General features: G+C 73.6%; 27 protein-coding genes and 1 tRNA gene. 14 read left to right on the top strand and 14 right to left on the bottom strand.

Annotation, left to right across the window (positions count from 1 at the left end):
* Together VGP36_10520 and selA are read right to left on the bottom strand one after the other, a co-directional pair.
* The coding region (locus VGP36_10520) for a GTP-binding protein (protein HEV7655145.1) at positions 1-689 on the bottom strand (689 nt) is incomplete at its 3' end.
* Entirely contained in the window at positions 689-1975 is a 1287-nt protein-coding gene (gene selA, locus VGP36_10515; protein ID HEV7655144.1) for an L-seryl-tRNA(Sec) selenium transferase, read from the bottom strand. The genes selA and VGP36_10520, both read right to left, overlap by 1 nt.
* 212 nt (positions 1976-2187) lie before the next feature.
* Between selA and VGP36_10510 the strand changes: the two genes are divergently transcribed.
* From VGP36_10510 to VGP36_10500, 3 genes are read left to right on the top strand one after another with little or no spacing between them, the layout of a single operon-like run.
* Positions 2188-3555 (top strand): hypothetical protein, encoded by a 1368-nt coding sequence (locus tag VGP36_10510; GenBank protein HEV7655143.1) that lies wholly within the window; start codon positions 2188-2190, stop codon positions 3553-3555.
* Positions 3555-4175, top strand: coding sequence for a class F sortase (locus VGP36_10505; protein ID HEV7655142.1), 621 nt, complete (start codon positions 3555-3557; stop codon positions 4173-4175). The genes VGP36_10510 and VGP36_10505 overlap by 1 nt, the downstream gene beginning before the upstream one ends.
* On the top strand, positions 4147-6159 hold the full coding sequence (locus VGP36_10500; GenBank protein HEV7655141.1) for a hypothetical protein: 2013 nt from the start codon (positions 4147-4149) through the stop codon (positions 6157-6159). The genes VGP36_10505 and VGP36_10500 overlap by 29 nt, the downstream gene beginning before the upstream one ends.
* A gap of 24 nt (positions 6160-6183) precedes the next feature.
* Here the strand turns inward: VGP36_10500 and VGP36_10495 are convergent, their stop codons facing one another.
* Both VGP36_10495 and VGP36_10490 read right to left on the bottom strand, forming a co-directional pair.
* Complete coding sequence (locus tag VGP36_10495) at positions 6184-7449, bottom strand: class I SAM-dependent methyltransferase (GenBank protein HEV7655140.1); 1266 nt, start codon at positions 7447-7449, stop codon at positions 6184-6186.
* 38 nt (positions 7450-7487) lie between these two features.
* Positions 7488-8897, bottom strand: coding sequence for an FAD-binding oxidoreductase (locus VGP36_10490; GenBank protein HEV7655139.1), 1410 nt, complete (start codon positions 8895-8897; stop codon positions 7488-7490).
* Between the two features lie 128 nt (positions 8898-9025).
* Here VGP36_10490 and VGP36_10485 point away from each other — a divergent pair, with 128 nt between their 5' ends.
* The 3 genes from VGP36_10485 to VGP36_10475 all read left to right on the top strand — a co-directional run bounded on the left by VGP36_10485 (position 9026) and on the right by VGP36_10475 (position 11531).
* Complete coding sequence (locus tag VGP36_10485) at positions 9026-9475, top strand: hypothetical protein (protein HEV7655138.1); 450 nt, start codon at positions 9026-9028, stop codon at positions 9473-9475.
* A gap of 500 nt (positions 9476-9975) precedes the next feature.
* Positions 9976-11028, top strand: a complete 1053-nt coding sequence (locus tag VGP36_10480) for a helix-turn-helix transcriptional regulator (GenBank protein ID HEV7655137.1) — start codon at positions 9976-9978, stop codon at positions 11026-11028.
* Positions 11025-11531 (top strand): toll/interleukin-1 receptor domain-containing protein, encoded by a 507-nt coding sequence (locus tag VGP36_10475; GenBank protein ID HEV7655136.1) that lies wholly within the window; start codon positions 11025-11027, stop codon positions 11529-11531. Before VGP36_10480 ends, VGP36_10475 begins: the two co-directional genes overlap by 4 nt.
* A gap of 228 nt (positions 11532-11759) precedes the next feature.
* Here VGP36_10475 and VGP36_10470 read toward each other — a convergent pair whose 3' ends face one another.
* Positions 11760-11903: a hypothetical protein gene (locus VGP36_10470; GenBank protein ID HEV7655135.1), complete on the bottom strand. Its 144-nt coding sequence runs from the start codon at positions 11901-11903 to the stop codon at positions 11760-11762.
* A 148-nt stretch (positions 11904-12051) separates the two neighbouring features.
* Here VGP36_10470 and VGP36_10465 point away from each other — a divergent pair, with 148 nt between their 5' ends.
* Entirely contained in the window at positions 12052-12411 is a 360-nt protein-coding gene (locus VGP36_10465; protein HEV7655134.1) for a DUF4870 domain-containing protein, read from the top strand.
* 112 nt (positions 12412-12523) lie between these two features.
* Complete coding sequence (locus tag VGP36_10460) at positions 12524-13996, top strand: glycosyl hydrolase family 18 protein (GenBank protein HEV7655133.1); 1473 nt, start codon at positions 12524-12526, stop codon at positions 13994-13996.
* A gap of 40 nt (positions 13997-14036) precedes the next feature.
* Here VGP36_10460 and VGP36_10455 read toward each other — a convergent pair whose 3' ends face one another.
* Positions 14037-14984 (bottom strand): small ribosomal subunit Rsm22 family protein, encoded by a 948-nt coding sequence (locus tag VGP36_10455; GenBank protein ID HEV7655132.1) that lies wholly within the window; start codon positions 14982-14984, stop codon positions 14037-14039.
* A 376-nt stretch (positions 14985-15360) separates the two neighbouring features.
* On the opposite strand from VGP36_10455, the gene VGP36_10450 reads away from it, so the two are divergent.
* Entirely contained in the window at positions 15361-16371 is a 1011-nt protein-coding gene (locus VGP36_10450; GenBank protein HEV7655131.1) for a glycoside hydrolase family protein, read from the top strand.
* Between the two features lie 247 nt (positions 16372-16618).
* Here the strand turns inward: VGP36_10450 and VGP36_10445 are convergent, their stop codons facing one another.
* On the bottom strand, positions 16619-16966 hold the full coding sequence (locus tag VGP36_10445) for a VOC family protein (protein ID HEV7655130.1): 348 nt from the start codon (positions 16964-16966) through the stop codon (positions 16619-16621).
* Between the two features lie 73 nt (positions 16967-17039).
* Between VGP36_10445 and VGP36_10440 the strand changes: the two genes are divergently transcribed.
* From VGP36_10440 to VGP36_10430, 3 genes are all read left to right on the top strand, one after another.
* Positions 17040-18158 carry an LLM class flavin-dependent oxidoreductase gene (locus VGP36_10440; protein HEV7655129.1) on the top strand — a complete coding sequence of 373 codons (1119 nt, stop codon included), beginning with the start codon at positions 17040-17042 and terminating at the stop codon, positions 18156-18158.
* On the top strand, positions 18155-18781 hold the full coding sequence (locus VGP36_10435) for a CE1759 family FMN reductase (GenBank protein HEV7655128.1): 627 nt from the start codon (positions 18155-18157) through the stop codon (positions 18779-18781). The genes VGP36_10440 and VGP36_10435 overlap by 4 nt, the downstream gene beginning before the upstream one ends.
* 92 nt (positions 18782-18873) lie before the next feature.
* Positions 18874-19332 (top strand): AbfB domain-containing protein, encoded by a 459-nt coding sequence (locus VGP36_10430; protein HEV7655127.1) that lies wholly within the window; start codon positions 18874-18876, stop codon positions 19330-19332.
* On the opposite strand, the gene VGP36_10425 is transcribed toward VGP36_10430, so the two are convergent.
* Positions 19333-19668, bottom strand: coding sequence for a hypothetical protein (locus VGP36_10425; GenBank protein ID HEV7655126.1), 336 nt, complete (start codon positions 19666-19668; stop codon positions 19333-19335).
* Between the two features lie 112 nt (positions 19669-19780).
* Between VGP36_10425 and VGP36_10420 the strand changes: the two genes are divergently transcribed.
* Positions 19781-20752 (top strand): aldo/keto reductase, encoded by a 972-nt coding sequence (locus tag VGP36_10420; GenBank protein HEV7655125.1) that lies wholly within the window; start codon positions 19781-19783, stop codon positions 20750-20752.
* 96 nt (positions 20753-20848) lie between these two features.
* Here the strand turns inward: VGP36_10420 and fdhA are convergent, their stop codons facing one another.
* Together fdhA and VGP36_10410 are read right to left on the bottom strand one after the other, a co-directional pair.
* Complete coding sequence (fdhA, locus tag VGP36_10415) at positions 20849-22072, bottom strand: formaldehyde dehydrogenase, glutathione-independent (GenBank protein HEV7655124.1); 1224 nt, start codon at positions 22070-22072, stop codon at positions 20849-20851.
* 169 nt (positions 22073-22241) lie between these two features.
* Positions 22242-22336: transfer RNA gene (locus VGP36_10410), tRNA-Sec, on the bottom strand.
* 18 nt (positions 22337-22354) lie between these two features.
* Here VGP36_10410 and selD point away from each other — a divergent pair.
* A complete protein-coding gene (gene selD / locus VGP36_10405; protein ID HEV7655123.1) occupies positions 22355-23359 on the top strand; it encodes a selenide, water dikinase SelD in 1005 nt (334 codons plus the stop codon).
* Here selD and VGP36_10400 read toward each other — a convergent pair.
* The 4 genes from VGP36_10400 to VGP36_10385 form a co-directional block, all read right to left on the bottom strand.
* Complete coding sequence (locus VGP36_10400; protein HEV7655122.1) at positions 23343-23771, bottom strand: hypothetical protein; 429 nt, start codon at positions 23769-23771, stop codon at positions 23343-23345. The genes selD and VGP36_10400 overlap by 17 nt on opposite strands.
* Positions 23768-24238 (bottom strand): hypothetical protein, encoded by a 471-nt coding sequence (locus VGP36_10395; GenBank protein HEV7655121.1) that lies wholly within the window; start codon positions 24236-24238, stop codon positions 23768-23770. Before VGP36_10395 ends, VGP36_10400 begins: the two co-directional genes overlap by 4 nt.
* Positions 24239-24302: 64 nt before the next feature.
* A complete protein-coding gene (locus VGP36_10390; protein ID HEV7655120.1) occupies positions 24303-25088 on the bottom strand; it encodes an ABC-2 family transporter protein in 786 nt (261 codons plus the stop codon).
* Positions 25088-25393: ABC-2 family transporter protein (locus VGP36_10385; GenBank protein HEV7655119.1), on the bottom strand; the 306-nt coding region annotated here is incomplete at its 5' end. The genes VGP36_10390 and VGP36_10385, both read right to left, overlap by 1 nt.

The following is a 25393-nucleotide window of genomic DNA, read 5'->3' as shown; positions in this document are numbered from 1 at the left end:
CCGGAGATCGCGGTGACCGGCTCGTCCCGGGACTGCAGCGCCCGGATCTGGACCGGCGCCCCGTCCAGGGACAGCTCGTCGCCGACGCGCAGCGTGCCGGCGCCGAGCGTGCCGGTGACCACCGTCCCGCTGCCGTGCACGGTGAAGGCCCGGTCGACCCACAGCCGCACCGGCCCGTACGGGTCGGCGGGCGGCAGGGACCGCACCAGCGCGTCGAGCGCGGACCGCAGCTCGTCCAGCCCCGCGCCGGTGGCCGCGCTCACCGCGACCGCGGGCACCGTCCCCAGCGACGTCCGGGCGATCCGCTCCAGCGCCGCCGCCCGGACCGGCCCGGGATCGGCCAGGTCGGACCGGGTCACCGCGAGCAGCCCGTGCCGGACCCCGAGCGCGTCCAGCGCGTCCAGGTGCTCATCGGACTGCGGCATCCAGCCGCCGTCGGCGGCGACCACGAACAGCACCGCCGGCACCGGCCCGACCCCGGCCAGCATCGTCGGCACGAACCGCTCGTGCCCGGGGACGTCCACGAACGCGACCGGCCCGGCCGGCAGCGTCGTCCAGACGAAGCCGAGGTCCAGCGTCATCCCGCGCCGCTGCTCCTCGGCCCACCGGTCCGGCTCCATCCCGGTCAGGGCCCGGACCAGCCGCGACTTGCCGTGGTCGACGTGCCCGGCAGTGGCCAGGACGTACATCAGGCCTGCAGGACGGCGCGCTGCAGCGCCCGGTCGTCGGTCTCCTCCACCGCGCGCAGGTCGAGCAGGCAGCGCCCGCCGGCGACCCGGCCCAGCACCGCGGGGTCCCCGGCCCGCAGCCGCTCCGCGTACGGCTCGGGGAGGCTGACGGCGGCGCTCGGCAGCACCACGCCCGGCCCGCCGCCCCCGCCGACCGCGGCCTCACTGTCGACCGCGACCGCGTCGATGCGGTTCGCCCGCAGCAGCCCGGCCAGCCGTTCGGCCCGGGTCCGCAGCGCGATCGGGTCGGCGGCCAGGAACCGCGCCACCGGGACGGCCGGGCCGCGCAGCGACGCCTCCAGCGCGGCCAGCGTGAGCTTGTCCACCCGCAACGCCCGGGCCAGCGGGTGCCGCCGCAGCCGGGCGACCACGTCCGTACGGCCGAGGAGCAGGCCGGCCTGGGGACCGCCGAGCAGCTTGTCCCCGCTCGCGGTGACCAGCGCGGCCCCGGCCCGCAGCGCGGTGGCCGCGTCGGGCTCGTCCGGCAGCACCGGCGAGGGCGCCAGCAGCCCGGAGCCGATGTCGACCACCAGCGGCACGGCCAGCCCGGCCAGCTCCGCGGCCCCGACCGCGGAGGTGAACCCGCTGACCACGAAGTTCGACGGGTGCAGCTTGAGCACGAACCCGGTCTCCGGGCCGACCGCGGCCGCATAGTCGTCGAGCGTCACGCGGTTGGTGGTGCCGACCTCGCGCAGCCGGGCGCCGGTGGAGACCAGCAGGTCCGGGATCCGGAACCCGTCGCCGATCTCCACCATCTCGCCCCGGGCCAGCACGATCTCCCGGCCGGCCGCGAGCGCGGTCGCGGCCAGCACGAGCGCGGCGGCGCCGTTGTTGACCACGTGCACGGCCTCGGCGTCCGGCGCCGCGGCGGCCAGCGCGGCCAGTGCTCCGGTCCCGCGCGGACCGCGCCGGCCGGTGGCCAGGTCCAGCTCGACGTCGGTGGTGCCGCTGGCGGCCAGCACGGCCGCGCGGGCGGCGACCGACAGAGGCGCCCGCCCGAGGTTGGTGTGCACGAGCACGCCGGTCGCATTGAGCACCGGGCGCAGGCTGGCCGGCACCGCCGGCAGCCGGGCCAGCACCGTGTCCACGACGCTGTCCGGATCCAGCGTCCCGGCCCGGACCTCGGCCTGGACCCCGGTCACCACTTCCTTGACCAGCGCCCGGCCCAGCCGCCCCAGCGCGCCGTCGAGGCGGGGGTCGGCGAGCACGGCGTCGGTACGCGGCACCAGTCGGCGCGGGTCGGTCAGCTCGGCCACGCGGCAACGGTACGACCCGGCGCCGTGATCACCCGACGGTGGCGTATTCATCATCGATTTACCCGGACCTGGAACTTCACGAGCGCAAAACCCCGCAGCGTCAGTATGGTATCCGCGCCCGAGACAGACCGTAACGTACCGTAATCAGCCCGTCACGGCGTGCTACAGCGCCGAGGTCCGGTCCCAAAGTGGGGGGAATTCGAGTGACCACCAGGCGCGAATCCGGTGCGGCGCGCAGCCGCACCGCTCGGTTGTTGCTGCTCGGCGGGTCGGTCGTCGCCATCGCGCTGGTGGCCGGCTGCGTCGCGGGCACCGGCTCGGGTTCGACCACCGCGACCAGCGCCGCCGGAGCGGCCGGGGCGGCGCCGCTGCCCTCGTCGTCCGCGGACGACGACCACGGCAGCGCCGGGGCCGAGCCGGCCAGCGCACCGATGACCCCGGGCGAGTTCACGCTGCAGTTCCAGTCCCTGCTCGGCCAGCACACCACGCTGGCCGCGGACATGATGCGCGGCCGGATCCGCAACGACCCGGACCTGGCCCAGGCGACGAACGCCGCGCTCGGCAAGAACACCGACGCTCTCGGCAAGCTGTTCAGCGCCGAGTTCGGGGCGGCGACCGCGCAGACCTTCACCCCGCTCTGGTCCGGGCACGTGACCGCGCTGTTCAACTACGCCCGCGGCCTCGGTGACAACGACCAGGCCGCGATGGCGCAGGCCAAGGTCCAGGTCACCCAGATCGAGGGCAAGCTGGCCGCCTTCTTCGCGGCCCACTCGCACGGCCAGCTGACCGCGGCCACCGCGATGAGCGGCGTGACCGATCACGTCACCCACCTCATCGACCAGGCCGACCAGTTCGCGGCCAAGGACTACGCCAAGTCCGACGTCACCTACCGGGCCGGGTACGCGCACGCGTTCGCCGCCGGCCAGGCCATCGGCGCGGCGATGCTCACCCCGGCCCAGGCCAAGGCGCTGCAGGCGCCGACCTGGCGGCTGCGCTCGGCGCTGACCCAGCTGCTCGGCGAGCACGTCGAACTGGTCGTCGGCGCGCTGCGGGCCGGCGCCACCGACGCCCCCGACTTCAAGGCCGCGGCCGACTCGGTCAACGGCAACACCACCGACCTGGCCGGCGCCATCGGCACGCTGTTCACCCCGGCCGCCGGGGCCGCGTTCCAGCAGCTGTGGGCCGACCACATCGACCTGCTCGTGCAGTACTCGGCCGACCTGGCCAAGGGCTCCGACGACACCACCAGGACCGAGATCGGCACCGGCCTGAACGGGTTCGAGGGCAAGCTGTCGGCGTTCCTGGCCACCGCGACCGGCAACAAGCTCGCCGCGTCGGCGCTGGCCAAGGCGCTCGGCTCGCACGACACCATGCTCCGGCAGCAGGTCGACGCGTTCGTGGCCAAGGATTACGTCACGGCGCACGATGTCGCATACTCCACGTACCAAGAGATGTTCGGGTTGAGCGGGCAGCTCGCGGAGGCGTTCGGGGAGACCGTCGCCAAGCGGCTGCCGGTCGGCCCGGCACAGACCGGACGGGGCGGCGAAGCCGCGATCATCGGAGGGCGCTGATGCGGGTGCGGGGCCTGGTCCCGGCCGCCGCGGCGGTGACGCTGGCGGTCGCACTGACCGGCTGCGGCAGCCCGGCGACGGCCACCACCGCGGCGAAGGCGGCCCCGAACGCCCCCGCGACGCACGTGAAGAACCCTGCGGCCGACCAGTTCAAGTCCGTCCGGACCTACGCGACGGTGGCGCTGCCGAGCCGGCTGCGGATCCCCGCGATCGACCTGGTCACCCCGGCCCTGCAGGAGCTCGGCCGGGCCTCGGACAAGAGCATCGCGCTGCCGACCCGGCCCGAGCTGGCCGGCTGGTTCAAGGGCGGCCCGCGGCCCGGGCAGCCCGGACCGGCGGTGATCATCGGGCACGTCGACTGGGACCACAGCGGCGCGGTCTTCTTCCGGCTGCGGGAGATGAAGCCGGGCGAGAGCGTGTTCGTGGACCGCGCCGACGGCAGCACGGCCGAGTTCACCGTCACCCAGGTCCGGCAGGTCTCCAAGTCCGACTTCCCGACCGCCGACGTGTACGCGCCCGACCTGGACTCGTCGCTGCGGCTGATCACCTGCGGCGGCCAGTTCGACTACAGCACCCACAACTACCTCGACAATGTCATCGTCTTCGCGTCCCCGGTCTAGACGGCTGCTGGTCGCCGGCGTCCTCGCCGCGGCCACGGCCGGGGGCGCCGCCTGGGCCTCCACCGCCGGCGCGGCCAGCACGCTGACGGTGGCCGCGGTGATCCCGCAGCGGGACACCGTCTCGATGGTGGTCGGGGTGAACCCGCCGCCGTCGCTCTCGCAGCCCGGCGCGTTCACCGTCCGCACCGCCGACGGCCGGGCCCTGGAGACCGACGTGAGCGCGGTGCTCGGCCCGCAGCTGTCCACCGGCGTCGTGCTCGACACCGCCGACGCCGGTGCCGCCGCCCTGCAGGGTGGCATCAACGGGGCCACCAACCTGCTTCTGCAGCTGCCCGACGGCGTCCGGACGGTCGTGGTCGGCGACGGCGGCGACCGGCCGTCCGTGCTCTCGCCGCTGACCCAGGGCGCGGTCGCCGCGGTCGGCGCGCTGAACTCGGCCCGGGCCGGCGGCGCCCGGCACACCGCGGACGCGCTGACCGCGGCCGTGAACGCGATCCCGGCCGCCTCCGGCGGCACCCGGCTGCTGCTGCTCTACACCGGCGCCCCGGACGCGGGCGGCGAGTCCGCGGCCGACCTGTCCCGGCGGCTCACCGACGCCGGCGTGGTGCTGGCCGTGGTCGCCACCGGGTCCGATCAGACGTACTGGTCGCAGGTCACCTCGGCCACCGGCGGCGTGCTGGTGCCCGCCCGCGGCGAGGGCACGCTGCCGCCCTTCGACCGGGTCGCGACGCTGCTGCGGGAGCGGTTCGTGCTCACGTTCCCGCGGCCGAGCACGCTGCCGGCGACCGTCCGGGTCGGGGTGACGGTGGCCGGGGTGACCGCGACCCAGTCGGCGGTCGTGCCGGCGGACGCGGCCGGGCCGGCGCCGCCGGGACCGGCCGACTCGTCCGGGTCCGGGCCGGCGGTGCCGTGGTGGATCGTCGGCGTCGTGCTCGTGCTGGCGGTCGCCGGCGCGGCGGTCTTCCTGGCCCGCCGATGGGCCGGCCGGCCCGCGCCCGGGCCGACGCCCCTCGCCGCGGTCCGCATGCCGCCGATCGGCGCCGAAGACCCAGTCGCTCCCGCCCGGCCCGGACCCGATCGGGCGGACCCGCTACCCCGCCGCGTCCGCTCCGAAGGAACCTCCGCGATCGCCGACCGGACCCGCGCCACCCCGGCCGGCGACGCCACCACGACCGGCGCTCCCGCCACCGCCCCGGCCACCGCCACGACCGGGACCGGCGCTGCCGGCGCCCCGGCCGGGACCGGCGCCGCCAACAGCGTTGTCGCAGGCGCCGTGACCGCGCGAGGGACGGACGCGGGCGTCGACGGAACTCCGGCCGGGGCCGCAGAAGCGGCTGCTGCCGCTAAATCGACCCAGGAGGACGAGGCCGACGCGCTGCCGCGGCGGAGACCGGGCGCGAGCACGTCGATGCGCGCCCGCGGCCCGCTCGCCCACCCGACCCCGATGGACTCCGACCAGACCGTCGAGATCCCGCGCCCGCGCATCCCGGCCGCCACTCCGGCCGCCACTCCGGCCGCCACTCCGGCCGCCACTCCGGCCGCCACTCCGGCCGCGCACCCGGCCGCGCACCCGGCCGCGGACGAGCGGGCATACAGCCGGCTGGACGAGGAGACCGCCGTGGTCGCCGCCGCCGTCGCCGCCGGGACGATGGACTTCCCGCACGGCGTGGCCCGGATCGCGATGGCGGCGCCGGGCCGGGTCGACCTGCTGGACCGGGTGATCGAGGTCGAGCGCCGGCTGGACGGGGTCCAGCTCGGCAACTCGCCGCCGTCGAAGACCGTGCTGGAGCTGCTCGCCGCCGCCCGCCGGGTGGTCGTCGGCGAGGTCGCCCTCGTCGCGCCCACCGGCATCCGCGTCGAGCAGGCGTCCTCCGTGCTGCGGCTGATCCGGCCGGACCGGACCACCCGGGAGTGCCGGACGACCAAGGAGCTGGCCCGGCACGTCGACCTGAGCACGCTCGCGGTCGACGCACCGGCCTCCTGAGAAGGGCCCTCCCGAGAAGGGCGCTCAGACTCCGAACTCGTGCCGCAGCGGGTAGTCCGACTCCCCGTCCGACGTGTCCTTGGTGGCCAGGATCTGGTGCAGCTGGATGCTGTTGCGCTCGAACCCGAGCCGGGAGCCGGCCATGTAGAGGCCCCAGACCTTCGCGATCGGCAGCCCGGCGTCGGCGACGGCCTCGTCCCAGTGCTCGACCAGGTTGTCGCACCAGCTGGCCAGCGTCTTGGCGTAGTGCACCCGCAGGTTCTCGTGGTGCTGCACCTCGAAGCCGGCGTTCTCGACCGCGCGGACGATGTCGCCGGAGCCGGTCAGCTCCCCGTCGGGGAAGACGTACCGGCCGATGAAGCCGCGGCGCTGCAGCCCCGGGTGCAGGTTGTCCGGACGGGTGATGCCGTGGTTGAGCAGCCGGCCGCCCGGCCGCAGCCGGGACCGCAGGAACCGGAAGTACGCCGGGTAGTTCTTCACCCCGATGTGCTCGATGAGGCCGATGGAGCTGACCGCGTCGAAGTCTTTCTCGGAGACCTCGCGGTAGTCCAGGTGCCGCACCTCGGCCTTGCCGGCCAGCCCCTCCGCCTCGATCCGCCGGGTCGCCCAGGCGGCCTGCTCCCGCGACAGCGTGACGCCGAGGGCGGAGACGCCGTAGTTGCGCACCGCGTGCCGGACCATCCCGCCCCAGCCGCAGCCGACATCCAGCAGCCGCATCCCGGGGGTGAGCCCGAGCTTGCGGGCGACCAGGTCGTACTTGTGCTCCTGCGCCTCCTCCAGCGTCGAGTCCTCCCGCGGGTAACAGGCGCAGGTGTAGGTCATCGACGGGCCGAGGACCAGCTCGTAGAAGTCGTTGGAGACGTCGTAGTGGTAGCTGATCGCGTTGGCGTCACGGTGCTTGCTGTGCCGCAGCCCGACGCTGATCCGCCGGGTCGGCGCCTGCTCCAGGTCCGGCAGCGGCGGCGGCTTGAGCGTCTCCAGGCCGAGCGCGCGCAGCCACTGCACGACCTGCACCGGCGACGGCCGGTGCACGTGCAGTTCCTCCATCATGGTCAGCAGGTCGTACGGGTCGCCCGGGTGGACGCCGTCGATCTCGAGGTCCCCCTGCAGGTACGCGCGCGCCAGCCCGAGGGAGCCCGGCGCGGTGAGCACGTAGGACACGGCTCGCGGGTTGGTCAGCCGGATGCCGAGTGTCGCGTCCGGCGTCCCGGCCGAGCTGCCGTCGTACGCCGTGAAGCGCACCGGTGCGCCCAGGCCGTACAGCTGGTCGAAGATCTGTCCGAGCGTCACCGCGGGCGCGGACCCCCCACGGGTCCTGGGCTCAACGGTCATCGCCTCATCACCGCCTTCGCGTAGAGATCCAACAGCCTGCTGTCAGGGTCGTAGCGCGCCTTGACCGCCTCGTATGCCGGCCCGCCGTAGAGCGCGCGGAACTGCTCCTCGTCGTAGTACGCGTCGGAGTAGAGCGACTTGTGACCGCCGAGCTCGCCGACCTTCCGTTCGACGTCCCGGTTGACGTCGCCGTCGGCCCGCCCCGGCAGGATCGGGACGGTGGACCAGAAGCCGACGTTGACGTACGTCTCCCCGGCCGCGAGCGGGTAGAGCGGCCAGGGCGCCTCGCCCGGCGCCGGCGTCCCGGCCGGACCGGAGGGACGCAGCTTGAGCGGGCAGACCCAGACCGGTTCCACCGGGACCTCGCGCAGGAACCAGCCCAGGAAGTCGCCGGTGCGCTCCAGCGGGATCTCGACGTCCTGGACCAGCCGTTCCCGCGGCAGCCGGCCGCGGGCCTGCTCCAGCCGCGCGACCACGTGGTGCTTGTTCTCCAGCGCGATGATCTTCCAGTAGACGTCGCTGCGCAGCCAGCGTTTCGGCCACAGCCGGCGGATCCGCGGGTTCTGCGCGCCGAACGCGCGCGAACACCAGAACCAGTCGGTGTCCCAGCGCCAGAGGTAGTCCCGGACCGTCAGGTAGTCCTCCGGCCGGCTCTGCACCGAGCGGTAGAAGATCTGCTGGCCGGTGTAGTCCGATGTGTACGGTGCACTGTCCACCCAGGACCCGAGCGTGAGATAGCTCTCAGTGGCGGAGAACACGGTGCCGTCGAGGAAATCGACGCCCTCGCCGACCCACTGTCCACTTGCGACTATGTCACCGATGCCGGCGGCGAGCTCGGCCGGGCTGCCGAAGCGCACGTGCCGCAGGCGGACGTACGGCTTCACCGGCTCCAGCTCGACGCGCAGCCGCAGCGCGTAGCCGAGCGTCCCGTACGAGTTGGGGAAGGCGCGGAAGAGGTCGGCGTGCGCGCCGGCCGGGGTGGCGGTCACGATCTCGCCGGCCCCGGTGAGCACCTCGAGCTCGAGCACCGCCTCGTGCGGCAGGCCGTCCCGGAACGAGCTGGACTCGATGCCGAGCCCGGTGACCGCACCGCCGAGCGTGATGGTCTTCAGCTGCGGCACCACGGTCGGCATCAGGCCGTGCGCGAGGGTCGCGTCGACGAGGTGCTCGTACGTCGTCATGCCCTGTACGTCGGCGGTCCGGGCGACGGGGTCGACGGACAGCACCTGGTCCAGGTCCGCGACGTCCAGGCCGGGGCGGGTCACCGTGGCGCGGGGGCGGAAGAGGTTGGAGGTGCGCTTGGCCAGCCGCACGGGGTCGCCGGCGGGAATCGCCGCGTACTGTGCGAGCAGACGCTCGCGGGCCTCGGCATGACGGGCGGAGGACCCGGTTGTGGCTGCGGTCACCCCGGCACGCTCGACGGTCCCACGGTCCCTCCCCGTCGATCAGCCAACAAGCCCCCGCCGCGAATAGTGGCATGGTTCAGGCCTCGGATGGCAAGCATCAGTACTGTGACAACCGTACGATCCGGCGCATGTTTCTGGTCACCGGTGCGACGGGCGCCCTCGGCTCCGCGACGCTGGCCGCGCTGCGCGAGCTCGGTGCTCCCGTCCGCGCGAGCGGACCGTTCGGCGACGTGCCGGTCGCGGCGGTGGACCCGGCCGGCATCGGCGCCGTGGCGGTGCTCGCGCTGACCGCGGACGGTCACGCCGGTCAGGCGTACCGGCTCTCCGGGCCGGAGGCGTTGCTCCCGGCCGAGCAGGTCGCGCTCGGCGCCGCGCTCGGACGGGACCTGCGCTGGGACGGCTGGAGCACCGAGCAGACCCGCGCCGGGCTGGAGGCGACGATGCCGAAGCCCCTACGCGGACGCGTTCCTGGGTTCTTCGCCGACGGTCTCGTCGACGAGACCACGATCCACCCCACGGTCCCCCACCTCCTCGGCCGACCGGCCCATACCGTCGCCCACCGGGACGCCTTCCACTGACCCTCTACATCGGACGGTGGCTGCGGTACTTTCCGACGAGGCCGTGCATTCGCCGTCCCGCCCGGACGGGCCCGAAATACCAGGCCTGCCGCACGAAGACGGCCCGCCGCGCGCGCGGGCCACCTCCGTTGTTCGACTTCGTCGTTGGACCGGTCCGTCAGCCCCAGATGATGTACCACATACGCACCGCGACCCTTCCGCTACCGACTTCCGAATGTCTCATCGTTGTAGCGCGCTTGAAGCAGTGTCGCTCAAGTGACTCAAATTTCCTACTCTGCGCACAAGATTCTTTGACGCTTAGTAAGCATGCACGCCAGCGTTGCAGCACAACCGCGAAACCGGTCTCTGTGTCAGGACCTCACCAGAGCGGTGTTCGGCACATCTCCGGTGCGCTGCCGGGCGGTGGAGGATTGGGCCGTCCGCCTCCCCCGGCGGGCGCGCACCCCCTCGCCTCAGTCCACGGGTCGCCCCCCGGCCCGTCCCCAGAACGCGGAGATCCGATGACGAGCACTCGGGCACCCGGACGGCACCAGTCGCGCGGCGACCTTCCGAAGTCCCGCGACGACCTCCCGGCCGACGCGGAGGACCCGGTTCGAACGGAGAGGTTCGCCGACGCGGTCAAGGACACCCTCGAGGCCGCCGGCATCTCCCTGCGGCCGTTGGCGGCCCGGCTGGGAAAGGCCGGGTTCTACATCGCCCCTGCCACGCTCAGCGACTGGAAGAACGGGAACATCGTCCCGGACCGGGACGGGTACACGCTGGATCGCCTGCTCGCGCTCGCCCGGGAGACGGACGCCGACGCCGGCCGCCTGGTGGCGGCCTACCACCAGACCGCTCCAGGACCCTGGGACCTCCGCCGACGCGCCCGTCACCCGCTCGCGCCGGCGACGGACGAGTCCGACCCGACGCCGCTCAAAGCGACGCTGGAGGCGCGGGGCTGCACGAACGAGGGGGCGATCACCCTCGTCGACGCGGCCGAGCACCTGCAGATCGGGAGCACTCGCCGGCCACGGCGCAGTGACCTCGCGTACCGCGCGCTCGTGCTGCAGCCGGGCGTCCGCCGCTACTGGGTCCGGTACACCGTCGACGACCAGGCGCCGACCACGATCATGGCCGGTGACCGCTGCACGATCGGGACCTGCGTGACCGCCCGCGGGCCTGGCTACCACGTCCGGGCCGTCGAGCTCCGGCTGGACCGCACGTACGACGTGGGTGCGACGGCGGAGTTCGGGTTCGCGATCCTGACCCGGCCACCCGAGCCCGACCCCGGGGTCCTGTCGCCGCCCGGATGGTTCCGGGTGGTGACGGACCCCGCGTGCCGGCGGCTGTGCGTCGACCTCAGCTTCGACCCGCACGAGCGGCCGGCCTCGGTGCGGCAGGTGGTCTGGGAGAAGGACACCCGCGCCGACGACCCGGACGGGGCCCCGGTCGGCTCTCCGGACGGCCACTTCCACTGGGAGGTCCTCGACCCGCTGCTCACCGCGTACGGCTACGTCTGGACGTGGCCCGGCCCGCTCGATCTCGCCGCGCCACCCTGGGGCGGTGCACGATGACGCCCATCCTCCAGGTCGACACCGCCGGCCCACGCCGGCCCGTCGCGCCGATGGTCTTCCTCAGCCACGCCACCAAGGACAAGGACCGGTTCGTCGACCTGCTGGCCGAGCGCCTGCGCGAGCGCGGCATCCGAGTGTGGATGGACCGGGGCGAGATCCGGCCCGGCGACAGCATGGTGCAACGGGTCTTCGGCGAGGGGATCGACCGGGCTGACGCCGTCGTCGTCGTGCTGTCCCGGCACAGCGCGGACAGCCCGTGGATGCGGGCGGAGATCGACGCCGCCGTCATCAGACGGATCTACGACGGCATCCGGGTGCTGGTCATACGCCTCGACGACGCACCGGTTCCGCCGGAACTGCGAGCCCAGCTGCACGTCGAGGTGGACGCCGCAGCGGACTGGACGGCGCAGCTCGTGGAGATCGTCGCGACGCTGACCGGTACGCGGATGCCGGTGTACGGCCGGATCCGGCGGCTGCGCCGGTGGGGGGCGCCCGGACGCTAGGAGGCGAACAGGGGCAGGTGGGCGTGGACGTGGCCGCCGGTGGGGTCGGCGTCGCCAAAGCGGTGCCGCCGACGCTCTCGGCCCGTTCGCGCATGGACGCGAGGCCGACGCCGGGCGTCCACGCGAGCCCGACCGTACCGGCGTCGCGGACGTCCAGGTCGAGGGCGTCGCCGCTGAGCCGGAGCGCGACCGCAGCCCGGTCCGTGGCCGCGTGCCGGCAGACGTTGGTCAGCGCCTCGACCAAAGGCGGCGGGCCAGCGCGGCTCCGATCGTCGCCTCGACGCCGAGGCCGACGTCACCGGCGCGGGCCAGCACCCCGACGAAGACCGCCATGTACAGCAGCACGGTGACGCCAATGACGACGGCGTGCACGGTAATCAGGCGTACGTCGTCTGCGCGGTGCTCGTGCTGGCCCCGGCCGACCGCCGCGTGCCGGTCACCGACTGACGGGCCTGGATCGGGGGGACCGCCGGAGGGGAGCGCGCGCTCCCCTCCGGCGCTCGGCTCCTAGGCTGCCCGGGTGAGCGCGCCGGAGACGTACCAGGGGATTCCGTGGCGGACGGGTCCGGGCGACACCCGGTGGGCGGTCGCGGCGCACCTGCTCGGGCTGGTCGGCTCGTTCGTGCCCGCGCTGGTGATCCTGCTGATCCGCGGGCGTCGCAGCGGGCTGGTCCGCCAGCACGGGTTCGAGGCGCTGAATTTCCAGCTCACGGTCCTGATCGGGTACGTGGTGACGGTGCTGCTGATCGTCATCGTGATCGGCCTGGTGCTCACGTTCGCGCTCTGGATCACCAACGTGATCCTGGTGGTCACCGCCGCGCTGGCGGCCGGCCGGGGCGAGGCGTTCCGGTACCGGTTCTCGCTGCGCCTGTTCCGCTGAGCCGCCCCGGCTTGTTGACGGCAACTGGTCCAGTCTGGTCTAGTCCAGTTGTCATCCGGTCGTGGTCCCGCTGCCGCCGCGGCCACCCTCTCGCGAACGAGAAGGAGTCGCGATGGGCACGTTGCGGGCAGCACTGGCGGTCGGCGCGACCGCCCTAGTCGTCGGGGCCGGCCTCCTGGTCGCCGCGGCACCGGCCGGAGCGGTCGAGCTGGTGGCCAACCCCGGGTTCGAGTCCGGCACCGCCGGCTGGACCTGTACGGCCGAGACCGGCGTCGGCACCCAGGCCCACACCGGCGTCCGGGCCCTGACCGGTACGCCGAACGCCACCACCGCGCAGTGCGCGCAGACGATCCAGACCACCCCGGGTGCGGCGTACACGCTGACCGCGTGGGTGAACGGCGCGTTCGTGTTCCTCGGCGCGTCCGGCACCTCGGCCGGCGACGTGAGCACCTGGACGCCCGGCACGAACGGCGCGTACTCCCAGCTGACCGTGCACTTCACCGGCGGCTCCGGCCCGGCCACGGTCTACGTCCACGGCTGGTACGCGCAGGGCACGTACTCGGCCGACGACGTGTCGCTGCAGGGGCCGGGCACCGCGCCGCCCCCGCCGACCAACCCGCCCACGAGCCCGCCGCCGCCGACGAACCCGCCGACCAGCCCGCCGCCGACCAACCCGCCCGGCACCGGGACGCTGCCCAAGCACACGCTCACCGGGTACTGGCACAACTTCGTCAACGGCTCGTCAAACCTCCGGCTGCGGGACGTCCCGGCCACGTACGACGTCGTGGACGTCGCCTTCGCGAACGCGACCACGACACCGGGCGCGGTGAGCTTCGCCGTCGACCCGGAACTGGCCACCGCGCTCGGCGGCTACACGGACGCGAACCTCATCACCGACGTGGCCACGCTGCACGCCCGCGGGGCCAAGGTCGTGCTGTCCGTCGGCGGGCAGAACGGCACGATCTCGGTGAGCGACGGCACCAGCGCGAACAACTTCGCCACCAGCGTGCGCTCGATCATGGCCCGGTTCGGCTTCGACGGCGTCGACATCGACCTGGAGAACGGCGTCAACGCGACGTTCATGGGCCAGGCGCTGCACCAGATCGGCGCGGCCAGCGGCGCCGGGTTCGTCCTGACGCTGACCCCGCAGACGATCGACATGCAGTCGACCGGCATGGCGTACTTCCAGCTCGCGCTGGGCGTCCGCGACATCCTGACCACCGTCCAGACGCAGTACTACAACTCCGGCACCATGCTCGGCTGCGACGGCAGGGTGTACGCGCAGGGCACCGTCGACTTCCTCACCGCGCTGGCCTGCATCCAGCTGCAGGGCGGGCTGCGGCCGGACCAGGTCGCGCTCGGGCTGCCGGCGTCGTCCCGGGCGGCCGGCGGCGGTGCGGTCGCGCCGTCGGTGGTCGCCTCGGCGCTGACCTGCCTGGCCCAGGGTGTCGGCTGCGGCTCGTTCCACCCGCCGACCACCTGGCCGGGCATCCGCGGCGCGATGACCTGGTCGGTCAACTGGGACCAGGTCCAGGGGTACGCGTTCGCGAACACGGTCGCGCCGGCGCTGGACCGGCTGCCGTAACCAGGTTTCTTGGTCGTTCCGCCGGTTGGGCAGCACAGGGTCAGGGGTGGGGCGGCCAGGGGTCGCCCCACCCCGCGTCCCGGGCCGCCTTGTAGTCCGGGCCCTGCCGCTTGGACACCAGCACCGGCCGTACGCCGGGGTCGGTCCCGCAGACGGTCAGCTGGACCAGGCCCTTGCGCTGGGACGGGTGCCGCACGATCCGGCCACCCGCCGGCTCCGCCGGTCCACGGACCGCGACCACGTAGGAGAACTTCTCGTCCTCCCAGCCGAGGGTGCCGCCCTTGACCCGGCGGTGCAGCGTCGAGCGGGGCAGCCGGGCGGCGAAGTGGCACCAGTCCGGGCCCTCCGCCCACGGGCAGCGCAGGTCGTGCGGGCAGGGCGCGAGGACCCGGAAGCCCTTGTCCAGCAGGGTGTTCCGGGCCTGCAGGATCCGGTGGTGGCCGGCCGGCGTGCCGGGCTCGACGATCGCGACCGCCCCGGCCGCGGCGGCGGCCCGCTCGACCAGCGCGGGCCGGGCCGGCTCCGGGAGCTCGCCCAGCAGGTACGCCACGGTGACCAGGTCCGCGGCCGGGACCGGCGTCAGCGTCGACTCCGTCCAGGTCGTCGCGGGCAGCGGCGCGTGCTCGGCCAGCCGCCGGCCGAGCGCGAGCGCGTCGGCCGAGCGGTCCAGCACGGTCGCGGTGGTCAGGTCCGGGAAGGTCGCGGCGGCGGCCCAGAGCGCGGCGCCGGTGCCGCCGCCGAGGTCGACCACGGTGCGCGGGGCCAGCCCCGGAGCCTCCCGCAGGGCGGCGCGGACGGCGGCGAAGGTGGCCGGCATCCGGTAGGCCGCGTACGCCCGGGCGGCCGTCGGCGAGGCCAGCATCTCGCCCGGCAGCGTCCCCGACCGGTACGCGCCGGTCAGCGCGGCCGCGCTGGTCCGCAGCTCGGCCGCGCCGTCACCCAGGACGGCCGCGAGCGCGGCATCCAGGTCCCGCTCCCCCACAGCCACCGGCGCAGCGTAGACGCCCGCCGCCGGTGCGCCCGGCCGCGCGCCGGCCGCCGGAGCGCGCGCCTGTCCCGCCGGATCCGAGACCGACCCCGGGCTCACGACCCGGATCCAGAACCGGTCCGGGTCCAGGTCCAGGGCCGGGTCCGGGTCCGGGTCCGGGTCCAGGGCCGGGTCCGGGTCCGGGTCCAGGGCCGGGTCCGGGTCCGGGTCCGGGTCGGGGTCGGGGTCGGGGTCGGGAGGCAGCGTGGGTCTGGTCTGAGGCCCAGGGAAACTGGGTCCTGTTTTCGGCGCGGACGACTGGCAGACTCCTGCGACTGTGAGTGCCCGCAGACATCGACGCGCCCGTAGACCCCGGCTCGCCGCCGCGATCGGGGCCGTGCTCGCGGTCGTCGCCGTCGCTGCCGTGGTGCCGGCCCTGCGCAACTCGGGCGCGCCGTCCGACCCGGCCGCCCTCGCCGCGGCCCCGCTGCCGGCGTCCCCGGGGCCGGGGGCGGGGTCGCCCTCCGGCTCCCGCACCACCGCGGCCGCCGTCCCCGGGATGGGCCGGCTGGCGGCGGAGGCGACGGCGGCCGGCAGGACCCGCCCGCACCCCGGGACGACCGCGCCCGCGCCGGCGACGACGAATCCCGCCGCGCCGGTCCCGGGCGCGACCTCCGCCCGCAAGGGCGCCAGCATCTGGAAGTCGGCCGGCATGGCCGCCGCGCTGCGTGACTCCGGGGTGTCCTGGTTCTACGACTGGGGCCCGGACGACAAGGGCGTGACCGTTCCCGGTGTCGAGTTCGTCCCGATGATCTGGGGATCGGCCGACACCGACGCCGCGACCATCGCCAGGGCGAAGGCGTCCGGCAGCACCCTGCTCGGCTTCAACGAGCCCGACCTGGCCGGGCAGGCGCAGCTGTCGGTGGACACGGCGCTCTCGCTCTGGCCGACGCTGCAGGCGACCGGGATGCGCCTCGGCGCGCCGGCCGTCGCGTACGGCGGGGACACCGCGGGCGGCTGGCTCGACCGGTTCATGACCGGCGCCGCGGCCAAGGGCTACCGCGTCGACTTCATCCCGCTGCACTGGTACGGCGGGGACTTCCGCGCCGGGCCCGCCACCGATCAGCTCAAGGCGTACGTGGCGGCGGTGTACGCCCGCTACCACAAGCCGATCTGGATCACCGAGTACGCGTTGATGAACTTCGGCGGCGGCGCCAAGTACCCCACCGCCGGGGTCGAGTCGGCCTTCGTCGCCTCGTCCACCGCGATGCTGCGCGGACTGTCCTATGTGGAGCGGTACGCCTGGTTCTCACTGTCCACACCGGACGAAGGTGGCGACGGCACCGGCCTCTACCGCCCCGACGGCACCCGCACCCCGGCCGGCGACACCTACCGCTCCGCCACCTGACGAAACCCGGGTGACGGCCGCACCGCCGACGGCGAGGCTGCGCGGATGCGCATCGTCTGCCGCGGCACGTTCGGCCTGCCGGGAGCGCCGGACGCGGCGATGGGCTGGTTCACGCCCGAGGGTGAACGGGCGTGGGTGGACGGGTGGGACCCGGTCTACTGCTCCGGCGCGACCGACGGGCCGGCGCGGTCTGGTGACCCGCGGGACCACCTGGGAGACGGGCGTCCGCGCGGTCCTGGGCTGAGGCTCAGACCTTGCGGCTGAGCTCCCAGTCGAACCCGAACGGGTCGGTGACCCGCCCGGTCACCCAGCCGTGCTCCTCGTGCACCGCCGCGACCTCGACCGCACCGGCCGCGACCGCCCGGCTGTACGCGGCCTCGGGGTCGGGCACGAGGAGCAGGAACCGCGCCCCCGACGGCCGCACGTCCGGGTCCCGCTGGATCCAGAACTGCCCGCCCGCGACGGCGAACTGCGCGATGTCGGCACCGCCGTGGTCGCCCTCCAGCCGTTCCAGCACGCGGGCGTCGAACGCCTCCACGTAGAACGCGATCGCACGCTCGCCATCCGGAACCGACAACCAGGGCTCGATCGACATGCGCGGAATGATCGCGCACCCGCCCCTGTTCCGACGATACTTGCACAAGCAACTATCGAGGGAGTGGACCGCGATGCAGTTCGGGGTGTTCACGGTCGGCGATGTCACGCCGGACCCGACGACCGGGCGGGCGCCGACCGAGGCCGAGCGGATCAAGGCGATGGTGACGATCGCGCTCAAGGCCGAGGAGGTCGGGCTGGACGTGTTCGCGACCGGCGAACACCACAACCCGCCGTTCGTGCCGTCCTCGCCGACCACCATGCTCGGTTACCTGGCCGCGCGGACCGAGCGGCTGCTGCTGTCCACCGCGACGACGCTGATCACCACCAACGACCCGGTGAAGATCGCCGAGGACTACGCGATGCTGCAGCACCTCGCCGACGGCCGCGTCGACCTCATGCTCGGCCGCGGCAACACCGGTCCGGTCTACCCCTGGTTCGGCCAGGACATCCGCGACGGGCTCGCGCTGGCCGTGCAGCACTACGCGCTGCTGCGCCGGCTCTGGCGCGAGGAGAACGTCGACTGGCAGGGCAAGTTCCGGACGCCGCTGCAGGGCTTCACCTCGACCCCGCGCCCGCTGGACGACGTCCCGCCGTTCGTCTGGCACGGCTCGATCCGCACGCCGGAGATCGCCGAGCAGGCCGCGTACTACGGCGACGGCTTCTTCGCCAACCACATCTTCTGGCCCAAGGAGCACACCGAGGCGATGGTCGGGCTCTACCGCCAGCGCTTCGAACACTACGGCCACGGCTCCGCCGACCAGGCCATCGTCGGCCTCGGCGGCCAGGTGTTCCTGCGCAGGAACAGCCAGGACGCGGTGCGCGAGTTCCGGCCGTACTTCGACAACGCCCCGGTGTACGGGCACGGCCCGTCGCTGGAGGAGTTCACCGCCGAGACGCCGCTGACCGTGGGCAGCCCGCAGCAGGTGATCGAGCGCACGCTCGGCTTCCGCGACTACGCCGGGGACTACCAGCGGCAGTTGTTCCTGCTCGACCACGCCGGGCTGCCGCTGAAGACCGTGCTGGAGCAGCTGGACATCCTCGGCGAGGAGGTCGTTCCCGTGCTGCGCAAGGAGTTCGCGGCGCTGCGGCCGGCCGGGGTGCCGGAGGAGCCGCCCACGCACGGCTCGCTGGTGGCGTCCGCGTCCGCCGGTGCGACCGCCGATCAGGCGGAGGCGGCGGTGTCCGCATGATCGCCCGCCGGATCGCGGTGATCAGCGCGGGCGTGGGCACGCCGTCCTCGACCCGGCTGCTGGCCGACCGGCTGGCGGCCGCGGCCGGCGACGCGCTGCGGGAGCGTGGCGGCACCGCCGAGATCGAGATCATCGAGCTGCGTCCGCTGGCCCGGGAACTGGCCGACGCGATCCTCACCGGCTTCCCGGCCGGCGCCCTGCGCGCCGCGGTGGGGTCCGTGACCGCCGCGGACGCGGTGGTCGCGGTGACGCCGGTGTTCGCCGGGTCGTACAGCGGGCTGTTCAAGACGTTCGTCGACGTGCTGGAGCCGGGCGCGCTGGACGGGAAGCCGGTCCTGCTGGCCGCGACGGCCGGCACCGTCCGGCACTCGCTGGTCATCGAGCACGCGCTGCGCCCGCTGTTCTCCTACCTGCACGCGCTCACGGTTCCGACCGGCGTCTTCGCCGGCCCGGAGGATTGGGCCGCCGGCGACGGGACCACGCTGGCCGACCGCATCACCCGGGCCACGACCGAGCTGGCCGGTCTCCTCGCCGGCGCCCGGCCCACCCCGAGCCGCACCGCGGCGGTCCGGGACCCGTTCGCCGAGCCGACCCCGTTCGAGCAGCTCCTGCGCCAGGCCTGACGCTGCCCTTTCGGCCCCGCACCGTGCCCGTACGGCCGGTGCGGGGTACGGCGTCGAGGCCCACCCTGGGAGCCGACCACGGGGAGGCAACGATGGATTTCGTGAACCTGCGCGCGTCCAACGTGCGCGACCACTTCATCCGGCACCGCGCGTTCCTCGGCGAGCTGACCCGGCAGGACGCGGTCGTCGGGGACTTCGCGTTCGGGGTGGTGCCGCGGGGACCGGACCACATCCGGCTGCGCTCGCGGAACTTCCCGGCCCGGTACCTGCGGCACCGCGACTTCCGGATCCACCTGGAGGAGCCGGCCGGCCCCGGGGACGGGCTGTTCCTGGCCGACTCGACGTTCCGGGTCGTGCCCGGACTGGCCGACCCGAACGGGCTGTCGCTGCGGTCGCTCAACTTCCCGGACCGGTTCCTGCGGCACCGCGACTTCCACTTGTTCCTCGAGCCCCTGGACAGCCCGAACCTGGCCGCCGACGCGACCTTCGTCCGCCAGCCGGCCGCCGTCCTCATCGACGACGGCCCCGCGCTCATCCCCGCCGACGGTTGATCAGGTCACGATCGCCGGGTTCCACAGCACGAGCGCGATCCCCGCACCGAGCAGGAGCAGCAGACCGAACTGCCGGTTCGTGATCGGCCCCTTCGACACGGTGATGATCAGCAGCACCACGACCGCGGCCGCCCCGATCGCCCGGAACCCATGCCCGGCGATGTCGGTGCCGCCCAGGCGGCCGGCCTGGTCGCGGGCGTAGCGGACAACCGTGCGTCCCGCGGCCCAGAGGTTGTCCCACATCGGCCGGCCCGTCGGCGACTGGAACCCGGTGATCACCGCGATACCCAGCACCAGCAGCAGAAACGCACCACCGACGCGATTGAGAAGTTTCATACCCGCCTCCCCGAAAGCGGCCCCGTAATGTCAGAAACTGTACAACCGTCCGAGTGAAATCCCGCCGAATTCCTGATTTCTGTGCACGGGGGCGCACACCTAGGATTCGGGTATGAGCAATGGTCCGAGTCGACTGCAGCGCACGTTCCGGCCGATCGGGCTCGGGGCCTGGCAGCTCGGCGCGGACTGGGGCGAGGTCTCCGAGCAGGACGCGCTGGCGGTCCTCGACGCCGCCGAGGTCGACTTCATCGACACCGCCGACGTGTACGGAGACGGCCGTTCCGAGCAGCTCGTCGGCCGGTTCCTGCGCGGGCACCCCGGCTCGGGCCGCACCGTCGCGACCAAGATGGGCCGCCGGGTCGAGCAGGTGCCGGAGAACTACACGGCGGCTGACTTCCGGGCCTGGACCGACCGCTCCCGCGCGAACCTCGGCGTCGACACGCTCGACCTCGTGCAGCTGCACTGCCCGCCGACCCCGGTCTACTCCGACGACGCGGTGTTCGACGCCCTGGACGAGCTGGTCGAGGACAAGCGGATCGCCGCGTACGGGGTGTCGGTCGAGACCTGCGCCGAGGCCCTGACCGCGATCGCCCGGCCCGGGGTCGCCTCGGTGCAGATCATCGTCAACTGCTTCCGGCAGAAGCCGCTGGACGAGGTGCTGCCGGCCGCGCGGGAGGCCGGCGTCACGGTGATCGCCCGGGTGCCGCTGGCCTCCGGGCTGCTGTCCGGGAAGTACGACGAGAACACCACGTTCGCCGCGGACGACCACCGCACGTTCAACCGTTCCGGCGAGGCGTTCGACGTCGGCGAGACGTTCGCCGGGGTGCCGTTCGAGGTCGGTCTCGCCGCGGTCCGGGAGCTGGCCCCGCTGGTGCCGGCCGGCGCCACCATGGCGCAGTTCGCGCTGCGCTGGATTCTCGACCAGCCCGGCATCTCCGTCGTCATCCCCGGCGCCCGGAACCCGGAGCAGGCCCGGGGCAACGCGGGCGCGGCCGACCTGCCGGCGCTGACCGCGGACCAGCTGGCCGGCGTCCGCGACGTCTACGACCGCCTCGTCCGGCCGCACGTCCACGACCGCTGGTGACGGCCCGGCCGGATGGCCGGTGAGGCGGAGCGAGGCCCGGTCGCGCTCGCACGCCGCGGGGTAGGGCCCGGCGGCGGCGACCGCCGGGCCCCGCGTTCAGCTGCGGCCGGCGATGACCCCGTTCGGGTCGAGGACGAACTTCTGGGCCGCGCCCTTGTCGAAGTCCGCGTAGCCCTGCGGCGCCTGCTCGATCGGGATCGGCGTCGCGTTGACCGCCTTCGCGATCTGCACCCGGTCGTGCAGGATCGCCATCATCAGCTGCCGGTTGTACTTCATCACCGGGCACTGGCCGGTGTAGAACGCGTGCGACTTGGCCCAGCCGAGGCCGAGCCGGATCGACAGCGAGCCCTCCTTGGCCGCGTCGTCGGCCGCACCCGGGTCGCCGGTCACGTACAGACCGGGGATGCCGAGCGCGCCGCCGGCGCGGGTGAGGTCCATCAGCGAGTTGAGCACCCGGGCCGGCTGCTCGGAGCCCGCGTCCGCCCCGTGCCCGCGGGCCTCGAACCCGACCGCGTCCACCCCGCAGTCGACCTCGGGCTCGCCGAGGATCTGCTCGATCTGGTCCTTCGGGTCGCCCTGGGAGACGTCCACGGTCTCGCAGCCGAAGCTGCGGGCCTGGGCCAGCCGGTCGGCGTTGAGGTCGCCGACGATCACCACCGCCGCGCCGAGCAGGAACGCGCTCGCCGCGGCCGCGAGCCCGACCGGGCCGGCCCCGGCGACGTACACCGTCGAGCCGGTGGTCACGCCCGCGCTGACGCAGCCGTGGTAACCGGTCGGGAAGATGTCCGACAGCATCGCCAGGTCCAGGATCTTCTCCAGGGCCTGGTCCTTGTCCGGGAACTTCAGCAGGTTCCAGTCCGCGTACGGCACGGCGACGTACTGGGCCTGGCCGCCGACCCAGCCACCCATGTCCACGTAGCCGTACGCGGAGCCGGGCCGGTCGGGGTTGACGTTCAGGCAGATCCCGGTCTTGCCCTCCTTGCAGTTGCGGCACCGCCCGCAGGAGATGTTGAACGGCACCGAGCACAGGTCGCCGACCTTGATGTACTCCACGCCCGGGCCGACCTCGACCACCTCGCCGGTGATCTCGTGCCCGAGCACGAGCCCCTCCGGGGCGGTGGTCCGGCCGCGGACCATGTGCTGGTCGCTGCCGCAGATGTTGGTGGCGACGCTCTTGAGGATGGCCGCGTGCGGCAGCTGCCGGCCCACGTTGGCCGGGTTCACCCCGGGCCCGTCCTTCAGCTCGAACGTCGGATAGTCGATGTCCTGGACCTCGACGCGGCCGGCGCCCAGGTAGGCGACCGCCTTGTTCCCGGCCATGACACTCCTTCCGCCGACGGGCGCCGCGATGCGCCCGACCTTGTCCCCCTAGCCGCGACCGGAGCCGATCAAACTGATCATTTCCGGACGATCTTGGTACGCCGGCTCCGACGCCGCCGCCCGGATCGGCACGATCCGGGACCTCGGGGCTGGTGGGCGGGAGACGTAATGCGGAGGCGGAGGGGAATCGAACCCCCCTGACCCGCTGAGCGGGCCACAGCGATTTTGAAGACCGTGGGGGCCACCAGGCACCCGTACGCCTCCAAGAGGCACGATAGTCCGGTGACGACGACGGAGCTGCAGCGACTGACCTCGTACGCGCACGGCGGTGGCTGTGCCTGCAAGATCCCGCCCGGCGAGCTGGAGGACGCGGTCGCCGCGCTCACCGGCCGCGGACCCGCCGACCCGGCCGCGGAGCTGATCGTCGGGCTCGACAGCGGCGACGACGCCGCGGTCGTGCGGATCGCGAACGGCACCACCCTCATCGCCACCACCGACTTCTTCACCCCGGTCGTCGACGACGCGTACGACTGGGGTCGCATCGCCGCCACCAACGCCCTCTCGGACGTGTACGCGATGGGTGGCACCCCGCTGGTCGCGCTGAACCTGCTGTGCTGGCCGCGCGACGTGCTCCCGTTCGACCTCGCCGCCGAGGTGCTGCGCGGCGGCCTGGACGTGGCGTCCGCGGCCGGCTGCCACGTCGCCGGCGGGCACAGCGTCGACGACCCGGAACCCAAGTACGGCATGGCGGTCACCGGGCTGGTCGACCCGCTCTCCCTGCTGCGCAACGACGCCGCCCGCGCGGGCGAGCCGCTGACGCTGACCAAGCCGCTCGGGATCGGCGTGCTCAACGCCCGGCACAAGCAGACCGGGGAGGTGTTCGCGCAGGCGATCGACGCCATGACCACGCTGAACCGGGATGCGGCCGAGGCCGCGGTCGGGGCCGGGATCCGCGCCGGCACCGACGTGACCGGCTTCGGGCTGCTCGGTCACCTGCTCAAGCTGGTCCGGGCGAGCGGGGTGACCGCGGTCGTCGACGCGGCTGCGGTGCCCTACCTGGCCGGTGCGCGGGAGGCGCTGCGCGACGGCTACGTGTCCGGCGGCTCCCGCCGCAACCTCGACTGGGTCCGGCCGCACACCGACCTGGCCGCGGTGTCCGAGGACGAGGCGCTGCTGCTCGCCGACGCGCAGACCTCCGGCGGCCTGCTGCTGGCCGGCGAACTGCCGGACCAGCCGGTGATCGGCGAGCTGGTGCCGCGCGAGGACGTACTCATCCGGGTGCGCTGAGCACCTGGAACGACGCGGTGAACGTGTCGTCGGCGACGTCGAGCCGCCACTGGTAGCGGCCCGGCGCCAGCGGCAGCGACGGCACGTTGAACGCGAGCGCGGCGTCGAGCTGGCTGCCCGGGGCGACGCCCGGCGGCCGGCCGGCCTCGATGTCGCCGCTCATCGTGACCTCCTGGCCGCCGTCGGGGGTGCCGACGACGACCGGGCGGCCGTCCGGGTCCAGCAGCCGCAGCACCAGGCCGAGCCGCTCGTTCGCCCGGTCCCACGGGATCTTCAGCAGCACGGCGACGGCCTGCGGCGAGGTCGGGCTGCCGGTCATCGACCAGCCGGCGCCGAGCATGTGCAGCTTGCCGCTGGGGTCGGCGACGGCGGCGTCGCACAGCAGCATCTGCGCCTCGATCGAGCCGTTCACGCGGCGGCGTCCAGATTGCGGGCGACCTGCTCGCCGGCGGCGCGGGTCTCGTCGTCGGGCAGGTTGGGCAGCAGCACGCTCCACATGCCGAGAAAGGTCCCACGCAACTGCAGCCGGCCGTACGGCCGGGGGTAGAACCACAGGTGGAAGTGCGCGCTGCCGTCACCCCAGTAGTTGAGGTGCACCCGGCCGATCCCGCCGAGCGCCTCGACCGCCCGCTGCACCCGGCCGACCATCGTCCCGAACTCGGCCAGCTCGGTCGCCGGCAGCTCGGCGACGGACTGGGCGTGCACCCGCGGCTGCAGCAGGACCACCCCGGGGAACGGGCTGGGCGTGTAGAGGCTCAGCCGCCATCGCTCGTCGGTCCAGAGGAACGTGTCGTCGGGCGTCGTGCACAACCAGCAGTCGACCCCGCTCTCGCCCTCCCGCGGCGGCTCCTCCGCCACCGCCGCAACCAGCTCCCTCACCTCGTACGACGAAAACGGAAACGTCATGAATTCGGTCAGGTCCCGCATCGCGCAACGCTAGCGCTCAGGAGGAGGCGCCGGAGTAGCGGTGGAGGGCTCGGTGCCAGACCCAGCGGGTGAGGGCGGCGAGGGCGGCGGTGAAGGCGACCGAGCCGAGGACGAGCCAGCCGGAGGAGTGCCCGGCGAGCGCGGACGCGGGCACGGTGACGGCGAACGCGAGCGGCACGAGCACGGTGAACCCGATCTGCAGCCAGCCGGGGTAGACCGACACCGGCCACCGCCCGGCCTGGTACATCCCGTCGAACAGCTCGACGATCGGGTCGAGCCGCGTCACCCAGAACGCGATGGTGGTCAGCAGCAGCCAGAAGCAGTAGATCGCCACCGCACCGAGCGGCAGCGCGAGCGCGAACGACAGCACGTCGAGCACGGACACCGTGCCCGGCAGCCGGACCGTCGCCACGACGATGAGCGCGCCGCCGACGAGGATGTCCACGCCCTGCCACAGCTGCACCCGCCGGACGCTGACCAGCAACTGCCCGTCCGCGGGCTTCGTCAGCACGAAGTCGAGCGTCCCGCGCTGCACGTCCTCCATGAGCTGCTGCATGTTGGGCTGGATGAGCATCTTGATCAACCCGCCCACCAGCACGTACACGCCCATGACGACGAGCAGCTCGCCGGCGCTCCAGCCGCGCAGCGAGTCGGTGTTGCCGAAGACCAGCGCCAGCACCGCGATCGAGGTGCCGACCGAGATCAGCGACTGCACCAGGCTGAACGCGAAGTTCACCCGGTATTGCAGCTCGTTCATGATGCCGATCCGCAGGAACGTCCCGGCCAGCCGCAGCGTGCCCATCAGGCGCCCACCGAGCCGAAGCGGCGCACGCCGACCCGCCAGACGACCGCGACCAGCAGCGCCCCGATCGCGATCCACGCCGCCTGGAACGCCAGCCCGACGAACAGCTCCCGGGTGGACAGCGACCCCGCCAGCACCTCGATCGGATAGCCGAACGTGTACTTGAACGGCAGCACGTCGGCCAGCCCCGCCGCCCACGCCGGCAGCAGCGCCAGCGGCACCAGCCGGCCGGACAGCAGCAGCTCGGCGGTGAAGTACGTGTCGTAGATCGCGCTGACCCGGGTGGTCCAGAACGTGATCATGCC

This window comes from Mycobacteriales bacterium, from assembly GCA_035995165.1.
Classification (GTDB): Bacteria; Actinomycetota; Actinomycetes; order Mycobacteriales; family CADCTP01; genus CADCTP01.
This window is presented reverse-complemented; position numbering and strand designations above follow the sequence as displayed.

What these genes read in the sequence shown, in the direction of transcription:
- VGP36_10505 (HEV7655142.1), top strand. Translation starts at nt 3,555, where the DNA reads ATGCGGGTGCGGGGCCTGGTCCCGGCCGCCGCGGCGGTGACGCTGGCG.
- VGP36_10500 (HEV7655141.1), top strand. Translation starts at nt 4,147, where the DNA reads ATGTCATCGTCTTCGCGTCCCCGGTCTAGACGGCTGCTGGTCGCCGGC.
- VGP36_10485 (HEV7655138.1), top strand. Translation starts at nt 9,026, where the DNA reads ATGTTTCTGGTCACCGGTGCGACGGGCGCCCTCGGCTCCGCGACGCTG.
- VGP36_10480 (HEV7655137.1), top strand. Translation starts at nt 9,976, where the DNA reads ATGACGAGCACTCGGGCACCCGGACGGCACCAGTCGCGCGGCGACCTT.
- VGP36_10475 (HEV7655136.1), top strand. Translation starts at nt 11,025, where the DNA reads ATGACGCCCATCCTCCAGGTCGACACCGCCGGCCCACGCCGGCCCGTC.
- VGP36_10460 (HEV7655133.1), top strand. Translation starts at nt 12,524, where the DNA reads ATGGGCACGTTGCGGGCAGCACTGGCGGTCGGCGCGACCGCCCTAGTC.
- VGP36_10445 (HEV7655130.1), bottom strand. Translation starts at nt 16,966, where the DNA reads ATGTCGATCGAGCCCTGGTTGTCGGTTCCGGATGGCGAGCGTGCGATC.
- VGP36_10440 (HEV7655129.1), top strand. Translation starts at nt 17,040, where the DNA reads ATGCAGTTCGGGGTGTTCACGGTCGGCGATGTCACGCCGGACCCGACG.
- VGP36_10435 (HEV7655128.1), top strand. Translation starts at nt 18,155, where the DNA reads ATGATCGCCCGCCGGATCGCGGTGATCAGCGCGGGCGTGGGCACGCCG.
- VGP36_10430 (HEV7655127.1), top strand. Translation starts at nt 18,874, where the DNA reads ATGGATTTCGTGAACCTGCGCGCGTCCAACGTGCGCGACCACTTCATC.
- VGP36_10425 (HEV7655126.1), bottom strand. Translation starts at nt 19,668, where the DNA reads ATGAAACTTCTCAATCGCGTCGGTGGTGCGTTTCTGCTGCTGGTGCTG.
- VGP36_10420 (HEV7655125.1), top strand. Translation starts at nt 19,781, where the DNA reads ATGAGCAATGGTCCGAGTCGACTGCAGCGCACGTTCCGGCCGATCGGG.
- fdhA (HEV7655124.1), bottom strand. Translation starts at nt 22,072, where the DNA reads ATGGCCGGGAACAAGGCGGTCGCCTACCTGGGCGCCGGCCGCGTCGAG.
- VGP36_10390 (HEV7655120.1), bottom strand. Translation starts at nt 25,088, where the DNA reads ATGGGCACGCTGCGGCTGGCCGGGACGTTCCTGCGGATCGGCATCATG.